The sequence below is a fragment of the Marivita lacus genome (genome assembly GCF_014637725.1).
In the GTDB taxonomy this organism is placed as follows: domain Bacteria; phylum Pseudomonadota; class Alphaproteobacteria; order Rhodobacterales; family Rhodobacteraceae; genus Marivita; species Marivita lacus.
Genome location: NZ_BMFC01000014.1, coordinates 38,000 through 54,786, shown reverse-complemented (window position 1 = coordinate 54,786; position 16,787 = coordinate 38,000). Strand labels below are relative to the sequence as shown.

The following is a 16,787-nucleotide window of genomic DNA, read 5'->3' as shown; positions in this document are numbered from 1 at the left end:
GCACCGCTGCATGATGCGTGTCGGGGACCCGGAACTCGCGCTGTGTGGACGCGGCGATTGGCCGTTTGCAGTCAAGCGCGAGTGTGCGGAATATTTATTTGCGACCGGCCCTTGTGCGGGATGGTTTCCGGCATGATCTCAGCGAAGCCAGACATGCAATGGCGCCGGCCTGTCGTCTGATGGGGGCGTCATCTTGCATGGGTCAGTGGCGAACCGCGCCCGGCGCATCCGGGCTTGGAGACTTTGATCGTGACGCCGCAAAGGCATGAGGTTCTTGTTCACTCGCTTGGCGACTGGGCTATTCCCGCACCTGTTCCGACCAACCCGAAAGTGCGGTTTGGTTTCCTCTTAACTCCACCAAACTTGCCGGGTTTTGTCGCTCTCGCTCAGTCACCGCGTGAGACGGGATGTTCCCGCGCAGCCTTGGGTGCGCTCGGTGCACCGGGGGACGACCCCAAATGATGGAAAACACGTTTGCGGTTTTGTTCTTCCTGCCGCTTTCGGTGCTTCTCTTGGTTTTGCTGCGCGAAATCTGGCGCCATCAGGCGACCGACCAGAGCGAAAATCACCTTGGCATGGAAACCAAGATCACGGGGGCCGTTGCATTGCTCCTGCTGATCGGAACGGCGCTGACCATGTGGCTGCAGGGGTAGCCACCTTGGTCTCGGGGATGGCCAACGCGCAACGGCGCGTTTGGCCAACTTCAAAGGCATTCAGGAATGATGATATTGGAGTAGGTGAGAGGCTGGACAACGACCCAAGCGGGGCTCGTTACGGCTGCTTCCTTCCGGACCTGACCGGGTTGGCGAGGTGCTCGCCCGCGCCAACCTCTCAACGATCCAGATAGTAGAGGCCCGCCCGGATTGCAACCCGTCGAGCGCGGCAAATCCTGCTGTGTGCATTGTTCTTTTCGTCCCCGCGTGGCAAGCGCAATCCGTGACAGCAAGGGTGAGACGCAATGCGCAGCGCGGAACAGGTGACTTTTGGCGGCTCGGGGCTGGATCGAGCGGCGGAACTCAGGGGAGATATCCCGGCGATTGCCGCGCTGTTGCAGGATGCTGCGACCCGGACGATTCTGATGTGGAAGGGCAAGCCGCTTGTCGCCCAGTCGGATGGGGCGTGCGCGCTGGTTCGATTGCCGCTGGATCATCCGATTTTGAAAGAGGCGCGCAGCATGCCGATCCTGTTGGGCCGCGAGGACGGCGCCGCGCGGTTTGCGCATGACATTTCGGACTGGGTTCCGGACACGGATCTGAGCCAGATCGGCGCCTTTGTCGACAAGAGCGTGCAGACCCATCCGACACTGCCTGCGGATCACGGCTTTGCCGAACTGCGCGGTGTCATGACGGTGCTGAGTACGCGTGACGCGGAACTGGCGGCGACCGCCAAGGCGATCATGGGCTGGCACGAGACACATGGGTTTTGCGCCCGCTGCGGTGCGCCCAGCGATGTGACGCAGGCGGGCTGGCAACGGGTGTGTCAGGCCTGCGGAGGCAGCCATTTCCCGCGCACCGACCCGGTGGTCATCATGCTGATCACTCACGGCAACAAGGTTCTGCTGGGCCGCTCGCCGGGCTGGCCCGAGGGGATGTATTCCTGCCTCGCTGGCTTTGTTGAACCGGGCGAGGCCATCGAGGCGGCGGTGCGCCGCGAGGTCTGGGAAGAGGCGGGTGTGCGGGTTGGCGAGGTGCGTTACCTGTCCAGTCAGCCCTGGCCGTTTCCCGCGTCGCTCATGTTCGGGTGCCACGGCATCGCGACCAGCGAAGAGATCACGATTGATCCAAACGAGATCGAAGACGCGCTTTGGGTCAGCCGTGAAGAGGTGATGGATGCGGTCGCGGGGCTGAGAACAGGGCTGTTGCCTGCGCGCAAAGGCGCCATCGCGCATTTTTTATTGCGCAACTGGCTTGCCGATACGCTGGAATGAGGCAAGTCTAGTCCAACTGTATCGAACGGGGGCGAGCCGATGCAAGTGACGGGAACCGAGGATGTGGCTGCACCGATTGAGCATGTCTTCGCGGAATTGACGGCATTCGACGCGTTGGAGCGGCAGGCCATGCGGCGCGGCATTGACGTGCGGCGACAGTTTCGCGGGGCCGAGCCCACGATTGGCGAAGGCTGGGAATCGACCTTTCGGTTTCGCGGCAAGGAGCGAACTGCCAAGATCATCCTTGCGGCCTGCGATGCGCCCAATATGGTGCAATTCGAGGGCGCGTCCGGTGGGCTCGAGACCAATACGCTGATCGAGCTGGTGCCAATGTCGCCCAATCGGACGCGGGTGAACGTGGTGTTCAAGATGACACCCAAGACGCTGTCGGCCCGGCTTCTGGTGCAATCGCTCAAGCTGGCGCGGTCGAACATCAACAAGAGGTTCAAGAAACGCATGACCGATTTCGCACGCGGCATCGAACATAAGCTGGAAAAAACCGCATGAAATTTTCGAATATCCTGAGCGTGGTGGCACTTGCCAGCTTGCCGGTCTCACTGTCGGCGCACGAGTTCTGGATTGATCCCGTCGATTATACCGTGGCGTCGGATGGCACCCTGGTGGCGGCCCTGCGCGTTGGAGAGAATTTTGCCGGGGCAGAGCAACCCTATCTTGAACGCAGTTTCGAGCGGTTCGACATGCGATGCGCCGGTGACTTGGATGCCGTGCCGGGCCGCGCGGGGGATCGTCCCGCGTTGAATGTCGCAGCGCCGCAGGACGGGTTGTGCGTGATCATCCACCAGACCACCGATTACACGCTGACCTATGACGAATGGCAGAAATTCGTGAATTTCGTCGAGCACAAGGATTTCGACCGTGTTCTGGCCGACCATGCGGCACGTGGCTTGCCCGAAACTGGGTTTGTCGAGCTTTACAGCCGCTATGCCAAGAGTCTGATCGCGGTGGGCGATGGCGCAGGCAAGGATGCAAAGGTCGGGCTTTTGACCGAGATCGTGGCCGAGGCGAACCCCTATACCGACAACATGGCGGGTGGTTTGCCGATTCGAGTGCTCTACAACGGTGCGCCGCGTGCCGATGCGCAGGTCGAACTGTTCGCAAGACCGCCTTCGGGCAAGGTCACGGTGACGCTGCATCGCACGGATGCCAACGGTCGCGTCACCCTGCCGGTGCAGCCGGGTTATGCCTATCTTGCCGATGCGGTGGTGCTGCGGCCGCTTGAGCCGCGGGCGGAAAACGACCCCGTGTGGGAAAGCCTCTGGGCATCACTGACCTTTGCCGTGCCGGAGTAACCGGCACAGCGTTCAATTCGTATGCCAGTCGAAAAAGCCGGGACCCGCGCGATCCAGAAGCGTGCGGGCCAGCGCCTTGCCCATCGTGGCACCGTCTGAAATCGGGCCGCTGATCTGATCGGCATGTGAAACCGACCCGTCCGGACGGAGCACTTCGCCGCGCAGGTGCAGCGTGTCGCCGTCCAATTCGGCCAGACCGGCAATCGGCGTTTCGCAGGAGCCGTCGAGTTCGGCCAGAAAGGCGCGTTCGGCGGCAAGGCGTTGGCCCGTCTGCGTGTCGTGGATCGCCGCCAGCATCTCGGCGGCGCGCATGTCGTTGGCGCGGCGTTCGATGCCGATGGCGCCTTGTGCGATGGCGGGCAGCATGTCGGTCGAGTCGATGGCGGTTTTCGGCACCTCGTCCATGCGCAGGCGGTTCAGACCGGCCATCGCGAGGAAGGTGCAGGAGGCCACGCCGTCATCCAGTTTCTTCAACCGGGTTTGCAGGTTGCCGCGGAATTCGACCACGTTCAGGTCAGGCCGCCGGTTGAGCAATTGCGCGCGGCGGCGCAGCGACGACGTGCCGACAATGGCCGCTTCGGGAAGTTGCGCGATGCCGGTGAATTCCGGCGAGATGAATGCGTCCCGCACGTCTTCGCGTGGCAGGTAGGTGTCAAGCAGCAGCCCGCCGGGTTGCAGAACGGGCATGTCCTTCATCGAATGGACCGCGATGTCGATCTTGCCCGAGAGCATGTCGTCTTCGATTTCGCGGGTGAACAGACCCTTGCCGCCGATTTCTTTCAGCGGGCGGTCGATGATCCTGTCACCTGTCGTCTTGATGACGACGATGGTGAAGGCCTCAAAGGGCAAATCGAAGGCCTTGGCCAGTCGTTCGCGGGTTTCGTGGGCCTGAGCCAAAGCGAGCGGGGATCCGCGCGTGCCGATGTTCAGGGGTTTGGCGGGTGTGGGCAAGTCAATCGTCATGAATCGATCTTTATGCATGTAAACTTGTCCTGACAACCATGCTTGTCTTGACATATGCTTTTCTACGGTTGATCCGAAGGCAATAGACAAGGAAAGACCTGATGAGCCAGACAAAAACCATCCTCCGTGCCCTCGCGGGCGAAACTCTTCCGACCCCGCCGATCTGGATGATGCGTCAGGCTGGCAGGTATCTGCCCGAGTATCGCGCGACCCGTGCGCAGGCCGGGGATTTCCTGTCGCTCTGCTATAATCCGGAGCTTGCCGCCGAAGTCACCTTGCAGCCGATCCGGCGCTACGGGTTCGATGCGGCGATCCTGTTTGCCGATATCCTGCTGCTGCCGCAGGCGCTGGGAGCGGATCTGTGGTTCGTCACGGGTGAAGGCCCGCGCCTGTCCACGATCACAACGCAGGCCGAGTTCGACAAGCTGGGTCGTGGCGAGATGATCCACGACACGCTGAACCCGGTCTACGAGACCATCCGCATCCTGCGGCGCGAACTGCCGGAAGAGACCACGCTGATAGGCTTTGCGGGTGCGCCATGGACCGTGGCGACCTACATGATCGCCGGGCGCGGCACGCCCGACCAAGGCCCGGCGCATGCGCTGAAATACGAGAACCGCGCGCTCTTCGAAGCGATCCTCGAGCGGTTGACCGAAAGCACGATTGATTACCTCTCGGCGCAGATCGACGCCGGTGCCGAAGTGGTCAAGATCTTCGACAGCTGGGCGGGATCGCTTCAGGGCGAGGATTTCAATCGCTATGCGCTCCAACCCGCCCGTGTCATCACCGAGGAACTCAAGCGCCGGCATCCGGGCATTCCGGTCATCGCCTTCCCGCGTCAGGCCGGCGACAAGTATATCGGCTTCCATGCCGAGACCGGTGCGGATTGCGTCGCGGTCGATGACAGCGTCAGCCCGGAATGGGTGGCCAAGCATGTGCAGCCCGGTGGCTGTGTGCAGGGCAACCTTGCCTCGCGTCACATGGTGACTGGCGGTCAGGAATTGGTCGATGAGACCCGCAAGGTTGTGGATGCGCTCAGGAACGGGCCACATATCTTCAACCTCGGGCACGGGATCACGCCGGATGCGGATCCCGAGAACGTGCAGCTGATGATCGACACGGTGCGCAGCGCCTGAGTCTCCACACCAGCCTTGGCATCTCCCATACGGGAGGTGTCAGCGCATATGGCCGCCGGGGCGTTTTGGCACGATGACCTTGCCCTTGCGGCGTTCGCGCAGGAACACGAAGAGGCCCGCGCCAAGAATCATCGCGCAGCCCGTCCAGATCGAGGGCGTTGGCCATTCGGCAAAGAAAAGCCAGCCCCAGAAGATCGCCAGCGGCAATCCGATATATTCAAACGGCGCGATGCTGGCCGAAGGCGCCATGCGGTAGGCTGCCGTGATGCAATAGGCGATGATGCCGTTGCAGACCCCCGTCAGGATGAACAGTGGCCAGTCCTGCTGGCTGGGCCATGTCCATGCGCGCAACAGGAAATGCAAGCTGGGCGCGTCTGGGCCGGGATCGGCCTGACCCTGTCCGACAAGAAGGTAGAACAGGCTCGAGACCACGAGAAACATCACCTGATTGTAGATGGTGAGCGCGGCCGCGGTGCTTTTGACGCCCAGTGCACGGGTCATCACGGCCATCGCCGCGTAAAGTGACGCCGCGATCACCGGCAGCGCAAAAAGCCAGGGCGGGCCGTATTCCGACCCGTCGCTCCAGGGTTCCTGCATGACGATCACGCCCATGAACCCGAACACGATCGCGCCCAGCCGCAGGGGGCCGACCTTTTCCCCAAGGAAGAGAAAGCTGAACAGCGTGATGAACAGCGGGCCGACAAAGAAGAGCGCCGTGGTCAGCCCCAGCGGCAGCACCGCCAGCGAGGCGAAGAAGGTCATGTTGGCCGCCACCAGCGTCAACCCGCGCAGGATGTGCAGGCTGGGGCGGTTGGTGCGCAAGAGCGACAGCCCGCCTTCGAGATGCAGCATCACGAAGGACAGGATGATCCCGATGGCTGTGCGGGTGAACACGATCTGGTGCAGCGGATAGCCGTCCGACAGCATCTTGATCAGCATGTCATTGATCGAAATGGCGAAGACGCCGATGCAGACAAGCGTGATGCCGCGCGCGATATGGGAGTCGGTCAAGGTGGTCATGATGCAGGCATAGGCCGGGTGGCCCGAAAGGTCAGGCCAAAAAGCGACCTGCACAGGCCATGCGTTCTGGCGCACGTGTTTCGGCATTGCGTCTGCGCAGCGCTGTATTAGGTGTGCACTTTGCCTGCATGAAGAGGAGGGATGCCTGATGCCGATGGTTCGGATCACGAACGTGCGCAAAGCCTATGCCACCGGGTTCGAGGCGCTGAAGGGCGTGTCGCTGGACATCCACGAGGGTGAAATCCTCGCGCTGCTCGGGCCGAACGGCGCGGGCAAGACAACGCTGATTTCGACGATCTGCGGCATCACGCAGCCCACATCCGGCACGATCACCGTGGGCGGGCATGATGTTGTCACGGCCTATCGCGGGGCGCGGTCGCTGGTCGGGCTGGTGCCACAGGAGATCAACCTCGAACCTTTCGAGCGGGTGATGAACACGGTGCGGTTCTCGCGCGGGTTGTTCGGCAAACCCAAGGATGACGCGCTGCTGGAGCGCATCCTGCGGCAGTTGTCGCTGTGGGACAAGCGCGACAACAAGATCATGGAATTGTCCGGCGGCATGAAACGCCGCGTGCTGATCGCCAAGGCGCTGGCGCATGAACCGCGCGTGCTGTTCCTGGATGAACCGACCGCGGGCGTCGATGTGGAGCTGCGCCGCGATATGTGGGACATCGTGGCGGGGCTGAAACAGTCCGGTGTGACAATCATCCTGACCACGCATTACATCGAAGAGGCCGAGGCGATTGCAGACCGGATCGGCGTGATCAACGCGGGCGAGATCCTGCTGGTCGAGGAAAAGACCGCGCTCATGACGCGTTTGGGGCAAAAGGAATTGCGGATCGAATTGCACGAGCCGGTGACAGCGTTGCCAACAGCCCTTGCAGATCGCGGTTTGCGGATCGAGGAAGACGGACAGGTGCTTGTCTACACGTACGACACGTCGAAGGACCGAACCGGGATTGCCACGCTGATCCGCGATATCAGCGAGGCGGGACTGGTCCTGCGCGACCTGCAGACGCGGCAAAACTCGCTTGAGGACATCTTTGTCGGGCTGGTGACGAAACAGGAGGATGCAGCATGAACTGGCAGGCCATTCGCGCGATCTATGTTTTTGAGATGTCGCGGTTCTTCCGAACGCTTCTGCAAAGCTTCGTGTCGCCGGTGATTTCGACCTCGCTCTATTTCGTGGTCTTCGGTGCCGCCATCGGCAGCCGCATCGACCAGGTCGATGGCATATCCTACGGCGCGTTCATCGTGCCGGGGTTGATCATGCTGTCGGTGATGACGCAGGCGATCTCGAATGCGAGCTTCGGCATCTATTTCCCGAAATTCATCGGCACGATCTATGAACTGCTGTCGGCCCCGATCAACTTTCTCGAGATCGTCATGGGCTATGTCGGGGCTGCGGCCACCAAGGCGCTGTTCATCGGTGTGGTCATCCTTGGCACATCGGCGCTGTTCGTGGACCTGTCGATCCAGCACCCCTTCGCGATGCTCCTGTTTCTGGTGCTGACCTGCCTGAGCTTTTCCCTGTTGGGCTTCATCATCGGCATCTGGGCGGGCAATTTCGAACAGCTGCAACTGGTTCCACTGCTGATCGTGACGCCCTTGGTGTTCCTCGGCGGGTCGTTCTATTCGATCTCGATGCTGCCGCCGGTGTGGCAGACAATCTCGTTCTTCAACCCGGTGGTCTACCTCGTGTCGGGATTCCGCTGGTCGTTCTTCGGGCTGGCGGATGTGCCCATCGGGCTGAGCCTGCTGGCAATTGGGGCGTTTACAATGCTGTGCCTTGCGGTGATCTGGTGGATCTTCAAGACAGGCTGGCGCATCCGGCAATGACGAGACCGGTTCGACAAGCGGGCGGTGGCGGGTTGTCAGAAGCTGACGATGGCCACGCCCGCCAATACCAGTGCGCCGCCTGCAAGCTCGCGGCCTGACAAGGGTTGACCGACGAAATAAGCTGCCCCGAGCACCAGAAGCGTCTCGGTGGCCATAATGGCGATATAGGCAAGGCCCAGATCGACCTGCCGCAGCAGCAGGATCTCGGCGGTGACAACGGCTGCCAGGACGATCGCAATCGTTCCGATCAGGACCGTTGTTGTTTCGTGGGATGCGATTTTCATGAGAATTGTCGCGACTGCGTAGCCTAAACCAGCGGCGATGACCAAAAAGGTCTTGTTCGAAAAAAGATCGACAACAAGCATCTGTTTTACCGTTTGAAAATGTTCTTTGGGAAAAATCCAATGGGCACCCATACCATGGATGGCTTGTTTTCAAATACGTGAGAGTCGGAATTCACACTGAATTCCCGCTTAAGAATTCCGCCTGATGCCCCCGGTTCTTGTCGCGATCTGGTTGGGGAGGAAAGCGGTTTCTGTGACGCTGCTCAGACGCTTGGTCAGATCGGTGCCGGCTGGCCCCGGCCTCCCATGACCAGATCCATGCTCATGCCGCCGATCCACATGCAAAAGAGTGCAAGCCAGGCGGTGCCGGCAAATATCGACCCGCCGGTCACCCCTGCACCGATGGCGCAGCCACCCGCAAGCATCCCGCCGAACCCCATCAGTGCCGCGCCGATCATCGCGTTGCGCATCGGGGTCGAGCCTTCGAAGCCCTGGAATTTCAACTCTCCTGCAAAGAAGGCGGCAAGAAACGACCCGATCACAACGCCCGGCACCAGTCCGATGTCGAATTCGAGGATCGATGAGCGGTCGAGAAAGAACATCAGCGTGTTGGCCGAGGGGCCGGTAAACGTGGCGCTTTCGATCTGCACCGGGTCGAAGGCGACAAGGCTGAGCGCGTAGGTCAAGGCCCAGCCCATCGCCACGGCAAAGCCGACGCCCGAGGCAAAGACAAGCCGTTGCCAGCCGATCTGGTTGCGCCGCGAGAGTTCGAGCGCCAGCAGCGCAGTGGCAAGGCCAAAGACAAGACCGGAGCCTTCTGGCAGGTGCAGGGTGGTCAACAGGTTCATGTTGCGCCCGCCCGAGGTGATCCACATTGCGGCGAGATTATCGCGGATCGGGGCCAGCCAACCGGTCAGGCTCATCTGGGCGACCACGGCAAAGATCAGGCCCGACACGACCGACCGCAGGTTTCCGGTGGCGGCCAGCACCAGCAGCCGCCCCGAACATCCGCGCGCCAGGACCATTCCCGCGCCGAACATCAGCCCACCGATGATGGCACCGGACCAGCTTCCCGGAACGGCCATCATGCGGGCCTCGGTGGTGTCGATCAGGCCGAACATCTGCGCCGCCTGCACCCAGACGACGGCGGTTGAAAAGGTCAGCAACCAGACTGCGACCTTGTCCTGCATCATGCCGCGGGCGAATTCGACGGTGGCCGCGCGCAGGCAGAACCGCGAGCGCTGGGCAGCGATGCCGAAGACGATGCCGGTGAGCAGGCCGAACAGCGCGGCTGTGGGCGCTTCGCCGATGCGGTCCACAAGTGTGACAAGATCCATGGCGCTCTCCGTCCTGAGTTCGCCATGTATGCGCAGGTGTGAATGTGTGCGCCTTGATGTGGATCAGATTTGTGCAAGGCATTTAACAGAATCGCAGGGAATTTCGGACACTCTGGCAATGGGCAAACGGATCAACGCGATTTTCAAAGCTGCGTGCGGATGATGTGACATCCTGAAAACGGGTAGGCCAGGCGTCGCTAGACCCTCGCCAAAGGGAAAAAGCGGGCGTAAAGGAAAACGATGAAGCGCGTTGTTCCCCTTGCTGACGCGCGTGATCTGCCGATCCACAAACGGCCCGTCACGCTGCTGTTCCTGATGGCGATTGCCATGCCCCTGTCATTTGCGACATGGTCGGCGCTGCTGAATAATTTCGTGATCGAGGTGGCGCAGTTCGACGGAGCAGACATCGGCTGGCTGCACACCGTGCGCGAGATTCCGGGCTTTCTGGCCATTGGCGTGATCGCCGTGATCCTGTTCGTGCGGGAACAGACGCTGGCGATGATCTCGCTGGCAATGCTGGGGATCGCCACGGGGATGACCGCTTATTTCCCGTCCATGGGCGGGCTGCTGTTCGTCACGTTGATCAGTTCGATCGGGTTTCACTACTACGAAACGGTGAACCAGTCGTTGCAGCTTCAATGGCTGCCCAAGGACCGCGCGCCGCAAATGCTGGGTTTGCTGGTCTCGGCGGCCTCTGCGGCGACGCTTGTGGCCTATGGCGTGATCGTGGTGACGTGGCGCGCCTATGACCTGAGCTACAATTTCGTCTACATGGTGTCGGGTGCGCTGACGCTGATCATCGTGGCCTATTGCGTGCTGATGATGCCGCATTTCGAAGCGCCCAATCCGCAAGTCAAGAAGTTCATCCTGCGCAAGCGCTATTGGCTTTACTACGCGTTGCAGTTCATGTCCGGCGCGCGGCGGCAGATCTTCGTGGTCTTTGCAGCCTTCATGATGGTCGAACGGTTCGGTTTGGGAGTGGATGAAATCACCAAGCTGATGCTGGTGACTCTCATGGCCAACATGGTGCTGGCCCCGGTGCTGGGGCAGATCGTGCACCGGTTCGGGGAGCGCAACGCGATGGCGGTGGAATATGCCGGGCTGGTTGTGGTCTTTGTCCTGTATGGCGGGATCTACTGGTTCGGCTGGGGGGTGATGCTGGCGACGGTGCTTTACATCGTGAACAACATCTTCTTTGCGCTGGCGCTGGCGCTCAAGACCTATTTCCAGAAGATCGCCGATCCGGGCGATATCGCACCGACGGCGGCGGTGGCGTTCACGATCAACCACATCGCGGCGGTGTTCCTGCCCGCGGTGTTGGGCTATCTCTGGCTTGTCTCGCCCGGCGCGGTGTTCGGGCTGGCAGCGGCCATGGCGCTGGTGTCGCTGATTCTGGCGCTGATGATTCCGCGCCATCCAGAACCGGGAAACGAGACCGTTTTCTCGGTCTATGTTCCCGCCCCGGCGGAGTAAGCTTGCGGCAGGGGGGCCTTCGTGGCAGAGGGACAGCATCGCCGCAGTTCCAGAAAGTTGAGTACCATGACCACCTTCACCGCCTTCACCACCCTGTCCGACAGTTCCATGGCCGAGGCGTTGGGCGAGGCGCTCGAGGACCTGGAACCCGAACCCTATGGCGTAGGCGTCTTCGAGATCGAGGATGGCAGCGGCATGTGGGAAGTGGGCGGGTATTTCATGCAGGCCCCCGATGATGTTGAACTGGCGCTTCTGGCGGCAGCGCACGGGGCGAAAACCTTTGTCGTCTCGGAACTGCCCGAGACTGATTGGGTGGCAAAGGTGCGACGCGAACTGGTGCCCGTCGCTGCGGGCCGGTTCTATGTCTACGGCAGCCATGACGCCGACACGGTGCCCGACGGAGTGGAGCCGCTGTTGATCGAGGCGGCGATGGCCTTTGGCACCGGGCATCACGGTACGACCCAAGGCTGTCTGCGCGCGCTGGACCGTCTGATCGAGGCGGGTGTGACCTGTCACAACGTGGCCGATATCGGCTGTGGCACGGCCGTTCTGGCGATGGCCGCGGCGCGGGTCTGGCCCGAAACCGTGTTGGCAAGCGACATGGACGAGGTGGCGGTTGACGTGGCAGAGGCGAACGTGACCGCGAATGACCTGACCGGTCGGGTCATCTGTCTCGAGGCGCTGGGGTTCGAGCATCCGCAATTGCACGACACGGCACCCTTCGATCTGGTCTTTGCGAATATCCTCAAGCAGCCCTTGATCGATCTGGCACCGGACATGGCCAGCCACCTGGCTCCGGGTGGTTTCGTGATCCTGTCGGGCCTGCTGAACGAACAAGGCGACGAAGTGGCAGAGGCTTATGCGCAAAACGGCATCAATGCCTGGCACCGCGAAGAGATTGGTGACTGGACGACGTTGACGCTGCAAAAAACCGCTTCTTAATCGCGCCGCAATTTCAGGTTTTTGCGGAATTTTGCCGCATTTCGAGCGGATTTGCCCTGTTTGCCCAATTCTTGCCACATTCCACCCCTATCTCGGACACATCCGGTGGGGGCCGGAACAAAGGCTGCTTCACATGACCAAACAGCAGGACATGTTTGACGAACGGTACCGCCGCGTCCTCAAGCGCCACCGCCAATTGTCGCGTGGCTATGTCACAAAAATCGAGAAAACCGGCGTGATCGTGCACAAACCGATCCGCCATGTGCGCGAGGCGGTGTCGTTCTCGGCATTGCTGTTGCCCTTCGGCATTCTGTTCGTGCTCAAGGCCGCGATCGTGACGGTTCTGGGCGAGGATGGATACCGCCAGCAGGTCGATCTTTTGCGCGAGGGCGGTTTCGTGGAACAGATGGGGGCCGTGTTCATGCAGATCGATCCGATCACCGCGCCGTTGTCGCGACTTCTGACCTATATCATGGGCTGAATTCGCCGGACGCGGACGTGTCGGTTTGAAATGAGAAAAGCCGTGTCAGGGTCGCTGACACGGCTTTTTCATGTGGTCTGATCGGCAGGCTCAGAACGAGTTGATGTCGCCCCGTGTCAGGCCGATGTCTTCGAGTTCGTGATCGCTGAGCTGGCTCAGAGCGGTGCGTGTCTGGCGGGAGTCGTTCCACGCGGTGAACGCGGTGATCAGGGATGTTGCGAGTCCGCCGAAGCCTTTCGGGCTTGCAGTGTAAGTCGGGCGGGATGTGTCAAAAGCGGCCATGGCCATGTTCCTTGGGTGAATGGGGGAAAAATCTACTGACAGGCATCTAGTTGCGGAGTTTCGCGTCTTCAATTGTCGTTTTCGCATAGTTTTTATGCGGTTTGTGCATGGCTGTTGGCACGGCTTTTCTGCGGCGCAGAAATACGACGAAAGCGACAATTTGGGCGTCGTTTTGTGCTTGCGGGGTTCAAAGTCGACCTTCTGTAGAGTGTTTTCGACACCGGCTTTCCTTTGGCATATTTGTTTTGAATGCTTGGCGTTTGTTCGCGTTTCGTGCTAGCCGTGATTTAAAAGCAACAAAGGCGCGAGCAGAATGCGTGTATTGGGGATCGATCCGGGTCTGCGTTTCCTTGGCTGGGGCGTGATCGAGGCCGAAGGCAGTCGTTTGCGCCATGTTGCAAACGGGGTCTGCCTGTCGGGTACGGGCGAATTGGCGGTGCGGCTCTTGGCCTTGCACAGCGCGTTGACCGACGTGTTCCAGCAGTATCAGCCCGATACGGTCGCCATCGAGAAGACATTCGTGAACAAGGACGCTGTCGGGACACTCAAGCTGGGCCAGGCGCGCGGTGTGGCCTTGCTGGTTCCGGCGCAGTTCGGGCTTGAGATCGGGGAGTATTCTCCGAATTCGGTCAAGAAGACGGTTGTCGGCGTGGGCCACGCGGACAAGCGGCAGGTCGAGCACATGGTCAAGATGCAATTGCCTGGCGCGCAGATCCACGGTTCCGACGCGGCGGATGCGCTTGCGATCGCGATTTGTCACGCGCATCACATGACCGGGCCGGGAATGAGGATGCGGGCATGATCGGGCGGATCGCGGGGCGGATCGAATACAAGGCGGACGATCACGTGCTGATCGACGTGCGTGGCGTGGGCTATGTGGTCTATTGCTCGGACCGGGTGCTGTCGCAGATCGGGCGGCCGGGCGAGGCGGCGGCGCTTTATACCGATCTTCTGGTGCGCGAGGATATCCTGCAGCTTTTCGGCTTTCCGACGCTGGTGGAAAAGGAATGGCACCGCTTGCTGATGTCGGTGCAGGGGGTCGGCGCGAAGGCGTCTTTGGCCATCCTCGGCGCACTTGGGCCGGACGGGGTCAGCCGCGCAATTGCGCTGGGCGACTGGAACTCGGTCAAGGCGGCGCGGGGCATCGGGCCGAAAACCGCGCAGCGGGTGGTCAACGAGCTCAAGGACAAGGCGCATGGCGTGATGGCGATGGGAGGGGCCGCGTCGGTCGCAGCCACACCATCCGAAGACGATGCGGTGATCGAAGCAGTGCTGTCTGCGGCAACCGCGCCCGCTCCGGTGATGACGGCTTCCGCCCAGGCCGAGGCGCTGTCGGCGTTGAGCAATCTGGGTTATGCGCCGGGTGAGGCAGCCGGAGCCGTGGCGCAGGCCGCCGCACTGGCATCCGACGCTGATACGCCCGCGCTGATCCGGGCGGCGTTGAAGCTTCTGGCACCGAAAGGGTAGCGGCATGGGGACGCTCATCGGCCCTTGCAGGCCTCTTCGCCCTGGTCCTGCGACGAACCCCCGTCAGGGCTTGAGGAGCGGCCATGTCTACTGATCCGATCATGCGTCCCGAGCCCTTGCCCGAGGACCGTGACCGCGCCCTGCGTCCGCAAATGCTGGACGATTTCGTGGGGCAGGCCGAGGCGCGTGCCAACTTGCGGGTGTTCATCCAGTCTGCACGCCAGCGCGGCGAGGCGATGGACCACACGCTCTTCCACGGGCCGCCGGGACTTGGCAAGACGACGCTGGCGCAGATCATGGCGCGCGAATTGGGGGTCGGGTTCCGCATGACTTCGGGTCCGGTGCTGGCAAAGGCGGGCGATCTGGCGGCGATCCTGACCAATCTCGAGGCGCGCGACGTGCTTTTCATCGACGAGATCCACCGGCTGAACCCGGCGGTCGAAGAGGTGCTCTATCCGGCGCTCGAGGATTATGAGCTGGATCTCGTGATCGGCGAGGGACCGGCGGCGCGGACCGTGCGGATCGAATTGCAGCCCTTCACACTGGTCGGGGCGACGACGCGGCTTGGGCTCTTGACGACGCCGCTGCGCGACCGTTTCGGAATTCCCACGCGGCTCAATTTCTATACCGAGGACGAGCTGCACGCGATCGTGTCGCGCAATGCGGTCAAGCTTGGGGTCGAGGCGGCCTCTGAAGGTGCGCGCGAGATCGCGCGCCGGTCGCGCGGCACGCCGCGGATCGCCGGGCGGTTGTTGCGTCGCGTGGTGGATTTCGCCGTGGTCGAGGGCAATGGCGTGGTGAGCAAGGAATTGGCCGACGGCGCACTGACCCGGTTGGGGGTGGACCGCCTTGGCCTTGATGGTGCGGACCGGCGGTACCTGCGGCTGATCGCAGAGAACTATCAGGGTGGTCCGGTGGGGATCGAGACGCTGTCGGCGGCGCTGTCGGAAAGCCGCGATGCCCTGGAAGAGGTGATCGAGCCCTATCTCTTGCAGCAGGGTCTGATTCAGCGCACGCCCCGCGGGCGGATGCTCGCACAGAAGGCGTGGACGCATCTGGGCATGACGGCACCGCGCCCGCCGGGGCAGTCGGACCTGTTCGGACCTGCCTGACTTGCCCGACCGGGCGCGCTGTGCCAAAGGTCGTGATTGCATATTTGGAAAAAGAAGAAGCAGGGGGGCGGTGCCTCATGATGGATGCGGCCGAGGTCGAGCGGTTTTTCACGCGGTCGGACGGGACGTACCTGTTTGCCCGATGGGGGCGGCCGATCGCGCCGATCGTGTTCGGGGTCGAAGACGCAACGCTTGGCGTGGTCAAAGGCGCGCTGGAGGCGGTCTGCGCCATGGCTGGGCACCAGATGGCCGAAACCGATCCCGAACTTGGCGCCAACGTGATGGTGTTTTTCTTCCGTGACTGGGCGGAACTGCTGGAGGTTCGTGACCTTGATCGGTTGATCAACGGGTTGGTGCCCTTGGTGGCCCGGCTCACCGAGGCAGAGGCGAACCAGTACCGGGTGTTCCGGTTCGACGAGGCGGGCGCGATCAAGGCCTGTTTCATCTTCCTGCGGATGGATTCCGTGTTGTCGGCGCAGCCTGCCGAGACTCTCGCGCTCAGCCAGGTGGTGCAGTCGGTACTGCTTTGGTCCGATCTGGCCTTCACCGACCGGTCGCCGCTGGGCGCGTTGGAGGATGGGCACGTGGTGCTGCGGCCCGAGATCGGCGCCTTGATCCGTGCGGGCTATGATCAGGTGCTGCCCGCGATGGCCGATGATCCGAGCCACGCCCTGCGCCTTGCCGCGCGTCTGCAAGCGGCGCAGGGAGGGGCGCATTGATGGTCCACGAATTTCCGGTCCGGGTCTATTACGAAGACACCGATATGGGCGGGATCGTCTATTACGCCAATTACCTGCGGTATATCGAGCGCGCGCGCTCGGACTGGGTTCGGACGCTGGGTGTTGACCAGAACGCGATGCGCGAAGGCGACGGCGTGGTCTTTGTGGTGCGCCGGGTCGAGGCGGATTACCTCAAGCCTGCGAAATTCGACGACGCATTGCTGGTCCGCACGGTCGTCAAGGCCGTCACCGGGGTACGGCTGATCATGGGCCAGGAGGTTTTGCGCGGTGCGGATCTGCTGTTCCGGGCGGAGGTGACGGTGGTTTGCATCCGCGCGGACGGTGCGCCGGCGCGTCTGCCGGCAAATATCCGCCGTCGGATCCACTAGCGCGCCGGAAACTGCATGATCTGACGCCATTGTGTTGGCGTTTCCCCTGCAATTGCGTTAATGATACTGGCAATCAGAGCCCGACGAACCGGGGCCAATCGGCTAT

20 protein-coding genes and 1 other RNA gene are annotated in these 16,787 nt (G+C 61.8%); 15 read left to right on the top strand and 6 right to left on the bottom strand.

The window, feature by feature from the left end:
* The first annotated feature begins 458 nt into the window (after positions 1–458).
* A complete protein-coding gene (locus tag IEV82_RS19445; RefSeq protein ID WP_188483744.1) occupies positions 459–653 on the top strand; it encodes a hypothetical protein in 195 nt (64 codons plus the stop codon).
* Between the two features lie 82 nt (positions 654–735).
* Here the strand turns inward: IEV82_RS19445 and ffs are convergent.
* Positions 736–834, bottom strand: an RNA gene (gene ffs, locus IEV82_RS19440) — signal recognition particle sRNA small type.
* Positions 835–958: 124 nt separating this feature from the next.
* Here ffs and nudC point away from each other — a divergent pair.
* The 3 genes from nudC to IEV82_RS19425 are packed head-to-tail and all read left to right on the top strand — an operon-like array spanning position 959 to position 3,237.
* Positions 959–1,927 carry an NAD(+) diphosphatase gene (gene nudC, locus IEV82_RS19435; RefSeq protein ID WP_188483743.1) on the top strand — a complete coding sequence of 323 codons (969 nt, stop codon included), beginning with the start codon at positions 959–961 and terminating at the stop codon, positions 1,925–1,927.
* 39 nt (positions 1,928–1,966) lie between these two features.
* Complete coding sequence (locus tag IEV82_RS19430) at positions 1,967–2,434, top strand: SRPBCC family protein (protein WP_188483742.1); 468 nt, start codon at positions 1,967–1,969, stop codon at positions 2,432–2,434.
* Positions 2,431–3,237 (top strand): DUF4198 domain-containing protein, encoded by an 807-nt coding sequence (locus tag IEV82_RS19425; protein WP_188483741.1) that lies wholly within the window; start codon positions 2,431–2,433, stop codon positions 3,235–3,237. The genes IEV82_RS19430 and IEV82_RS19425 overlap by 4 nt, the downstream gene beginning before the upstream one ends.
* 12 nt (positions 3,238–3,249) lie before the next feature.
* Here IEV82_RS19425 and hemC read toward each other — a convergent pair whose 3' ends face one another.
* Entirely contained in the window at positions 3,250–4,200 is a 951-nt protein-coding gene (gene hemC, locus IEV82_RS19420) for a hydroxymethylbilane synthase (protein ID WP_188483740.1), read from the bottom strand.
* A 101-nt stretch (positions 4,201–4,301) separates the two neighbouring features.
* Between hemC and hemE the strand changes: the two genes are divergently transcribed.
* Positions 4,302–5,336: a uroporphyrinogen decarboxylase gene (hemE, locus tag IEV82_RS19415; RefSeq protein ID WP_188483739.1), complete on the top strand. Its 1,035-nt coding sequence runs from the start codon at positions 4,302–4,304 to the stop codon at positions 5,334–5,336.
* Positions 5,337–5,375: 39 nt separating this feature from the next.
* Here hemE and IEV82_RS19410 read toward each other — a convergent pair whose 3' ends face one another.
* Positions 5,376–6,443, bottom strand: coding sequence for a DMT family transporter (locus IEV82_RS19410; RefSeq protein ID WP_308420463.1), 1,068 nt, complete (start codon positions 6,441–6,443; stop codon positions 5,376–5,378).
* A 61-nt stretch (positions 6,444–6,504) separates the two neighbouring features.
* Here IEV82_RS19410 and IEV82_RS19405 point away from each other — a divergent pair, with 61 nt between their 5' ends.
* On the top strand, positions 6,505–7,437 hold the full coding sequence (locus IEV82_RS19405; protein WP_188483737.1) for an ABC transporter ATP-binding protein: 933 nt from the start codon (positions 6,505–6,507) through the stop codon (positions 7,435–7,437).
* Positions 7,434–8,195, top strand: a complete 762-nt coding sequence (locus tag IEV82_RS19400; protein WP_188483736.1) for an ABC transporter permease — start codon at positions 7,434–7,436, stop codon at positions 8,193–8,195. The genes IEV82_RS19405 and IEV82_RS19400 overlap by 4 nt, the downstream gene beginning before the upstream one ends.
* A 35-nt stretch (positions 8,196–8,230) precedes the next feature.
* Here IEV82_RS19400 and IEV82_RS19395 read toward each other — a convergent pair whose 3' ends face one another.
* Complete coding sequence (locus IEV82_RS19395; protein WP_229747927.1) at positions 8,231–8,611, bottom strand: 5-aminolevulinate synthase; 381 nt, start codon at positions 8,609–8,611, stop codon at positions 8,231–8,233.
* Positions 8,612–8,754: 143 nt separating this feature from the next.
* The gene (locus IEV82_RS19390; protein WP_188483735.1) at positions 8,755–9,816 is read right to left on the bottom strand and encodes a YeeE/YedE family protein; all 1,062 of its coding nucleotides are present in this window, start codon (positions 9,814–9,816) and stop codon (positions 8,755–8,757) included.
* 240 nt (positions 9,817–10,056) lie between these two features.
* Between IEV82_RS19390 and IEV82_RS19385 the strand changes: the two genes are divergently transcribed.
* From IEV82_RS19385 to IEV82_RS19375, 3 genes are all read left to right on the top strand, one after another.
* Entirely contained in the window at positions 10,057–11,289 is a 1,233-nt protein-coding gene (locus IEV82_RS19385) for an MFS transporter (RefSeq protein ID WP_188483734.1), read from the top strand.
* A 66-nt stretch (positions 11,290–11,355) separates the two neighbouring features.
* Positions 11,356–12,231, top strand: coding sequence for a 50S ribosomal protein L11 methyltransferase (locus IEV82_RS19380; RefSeq protein ID WP_188483733.1), 876 nt, complete (start codon positions 11,356–11,358; stop codon positions 12,229–12,231).
* 133 nt (positions 12,232–12,364) lie between these two features.
* Positions 12,365–12,712 carry a hypothetical protein gene (locus IEV82_RS19375; protein WP_188483732.1) on the top strand — a complete coding sequence of 116 codons (348 nt, stop codon included), beginning with the start codon at positions 12,365–12,367 and terminating at the stop codon, positions 12,710–12,712.
* Between the two features lie 90 nt (positions 12,713–12,802).
* Here the strand turns inward: IEV82_RS19375 and IEV82_RS19370 are convergent, their stop codons facing one another.
* On the bottom strand, positions 12,803–12,994 hold the full coding sequence (locus IEV82_RS19370; RefSeq protein ID WP_188483731.1) for a DUF1127 domain-containing protein: 192 nt from the start codon (positions 12,992–12,994) through the stop codon (positions 12,803–12,805).
* Positions 12,995–13,307: 313 nt separating this feature from the next.
* Here IEV82_RS19370 and ruvC point away from each other — a divergent pair, with 313 nt between their 5' ends.
* From ruvC to ybgC, 5 genes are all read left to right on the top strand, one after another.
* Positions 13,308–13,796: a crossover junction endodeoxyribonuclease RuvC gene (ruvC, locus tag IEV82_RS19365; RefSeq protein WP_188483730.1), complete on the top strand. Its 489-nt coding sequence runs from the start codon at positions 13,308–13,310 to the stop codon at positions 13,794–13,796.
* Positions 13,793–14,461, top strand: coding sequence for a Holliday junction branch migration protein RuvA (gene ruvA / locus IEV82_RS19360; RefSeq protein ID WP_188483729.1), 669 nt, complete (start codon positions 13,793–13,795; stop codon positions 14,459–14,461). The genes ruvC and ruvA overlap by 4 nt, the downstream gene beginning before the upstream one ends.
* Positions 14,462–14,544: 83 nt before the next feature.
* Positions 14,545–15,573 carry a Holliday junction branch migration DNA helicase RuvB gene (gene ruvB / locus IEV82_RS19355; protein ID WP_188483728.1) on the top strand — a complete coding sequence of 343 codons (1,029 nt, stop codon included), beginning with the start codon at positions 14,545–14,547 and terminating at the stop codon, positions 15,571–15,573.
* 80 nt (positions 15,574–15,653) lie between these two features.
* The gene (locus tag IEV82_RS19350; RefSeq protein WP_188483790.1) at positions 15,654–16,292 is read left to right on the top strand and encodes a hypothetical protein; all 639 of its coding nucleotides are present in this window, start codon (positions 15,654–15,656) and stop codon (positions 16,290–16,292) included.
* Positions 16,292–16,681: a tol-pal system-associated acyl-CoA thioesterase gene (ybgC, locus tag IEV82_RS19345; protein ID WP_188483727.1), complete on the top strand. Its 390-nt coding sequence runs from the start codon at positions 16,292–16,294 to the stop codon at positions 16,679–16,681. Before IEV82_RS19350 ends, ybgC begins: the two co-directional genes overlap by 1 nt.
* Positions 16,682–16,787 lie beyond the last annotated feature (106 nt).

Coding starts and splice junctions, on each gene's coding strand:
- IEV82_RS19445 (WP_188483744.1), top strand. CDS start 459: ATGATGGAAAACACGTTTGCGGTTTTGTTCTTCCTGCCGCTTTCGGTG.
- ruvC (WP_188483730.1), top strand. CDS start 13,308: ATGCGTGTATTGGGGATCGATCCGGGTCTGCGTTTCCTTGGCTGGGGC.
- IEV82_RS19400 (WP_188483736.1), top strand. CDS start 7,434: ATGAACTGGCAGGCCATTCGCGCGATCTATGTTTTTGAGATGTCGCGG.
- ruvA (WP_188483729.1), top strand. CDS start 13,793: ATGATCGGGCGGATCGCGGGGCGGATCGAATACAAGGCGGACGATCAC.
- nudC (WP_188483743.1), top strand. CDS start 959: ATGCGCAGCGCGGAACAGGTGACTTTTGGCGGCTCGGGGCTGGATCGA.
- hemE (WP_188483739.1), top strand. CDS start 4,302: ATGAGCCAGACAAAAACCATCCTCCGTGCCCTCGCGGGCGAAACTCTT.
- IEV82_RS19375 (WP_188483732.1), top strand. CDS start 12,365: ATGACCAAACAGCAGGACATGTTTGACGAACGGTACCGCCGCGTCCTC.
- IEV82_RS19395 (WP_229747927.1), bottom strand. CDS start 8,611: ATGGGTGCCCATTGGATTTTTCCCAAAGAACATTTTCAAACGGTAAAA.
- IEV82_RS19350 (WP_188483790.1), top strand. CDS start 15,654: ATGGATGCGGCCGAGGTCGAGCGGTTTTTCACGCGGTCGGACGGGACG.
- IEV82_RS19430 (WP_188483742.1), top strand. CDS start 1,967: ATGCAAGTGACGGGAACCGAGGATGTGGCTGCACCGATTGAGCATGTC.
- ruvB (WP_188483728.1), top strand. CDS start 14,545: ATGTCTACTGATCCGATCATGCGTCCCGAGCCCTTGCCCGAGGACCGT.
- IEV82_RS19390 (WP_188483735.1), bottom strand. CDS start 9,816: ATGGATCTTGTCACACTTGTGGACCGCATCGGCGAAGCGCCCACAGCC.
- ybgC (WP_188483727.1), top strand. CDS start 16,292: ATGGTCCACGAATTTCCGGTCCGGGTCTATTACGAAGACACCGATATG.
- IEV82_RS19380 (WP_188483733.1), top strand. CDS start 11,356: ATGACCACCTTCACCGCCTTCACCACCCTGTCCGACAGTTCCATGGCC.
- IEV82_RS19410 (WP_308420463.1), bottom strand. CDS start 6,443: ATGCCGAAACACGTGCGCCAGAACGCATGGCCTGTGCAGGTCGCTTTT.
- IEV82_RS19405 (WP_188483737.1), top strand. CDS start 6,505: ATGCCGATGGTTCGGATCACGAACGTGCGCAAAGCCTATGCCACCGGG.
- IEV82_RS19385 (WP_188483734.1), top strand. CDS start 10,057: ATGAAGCGCGTTGTTCCCCTTGCTGACGCGCGTGATCTGCCGATCCAC.
- IEV82_RS19370 (WP_188483731.1), bottom strand. CDS start 12,994: ATGGCCGCTTTTGACACATCCCGCCCGACTTACACTGCAAGCCCGAAA.
- IEV82_RS19425 (WP_188483741.1), top strand. CDS start 2,431: ATGAAATTTTCGAATATCCTGAGCGTGGTGGCACTTGCCAGCTTGCCG.
- hemC (WP_188483740.1), bottom strand. CDS start 4,200: ATGACGATTGACTTGCCCACACCCGCCAAACCCCTGAACATCGGCACG.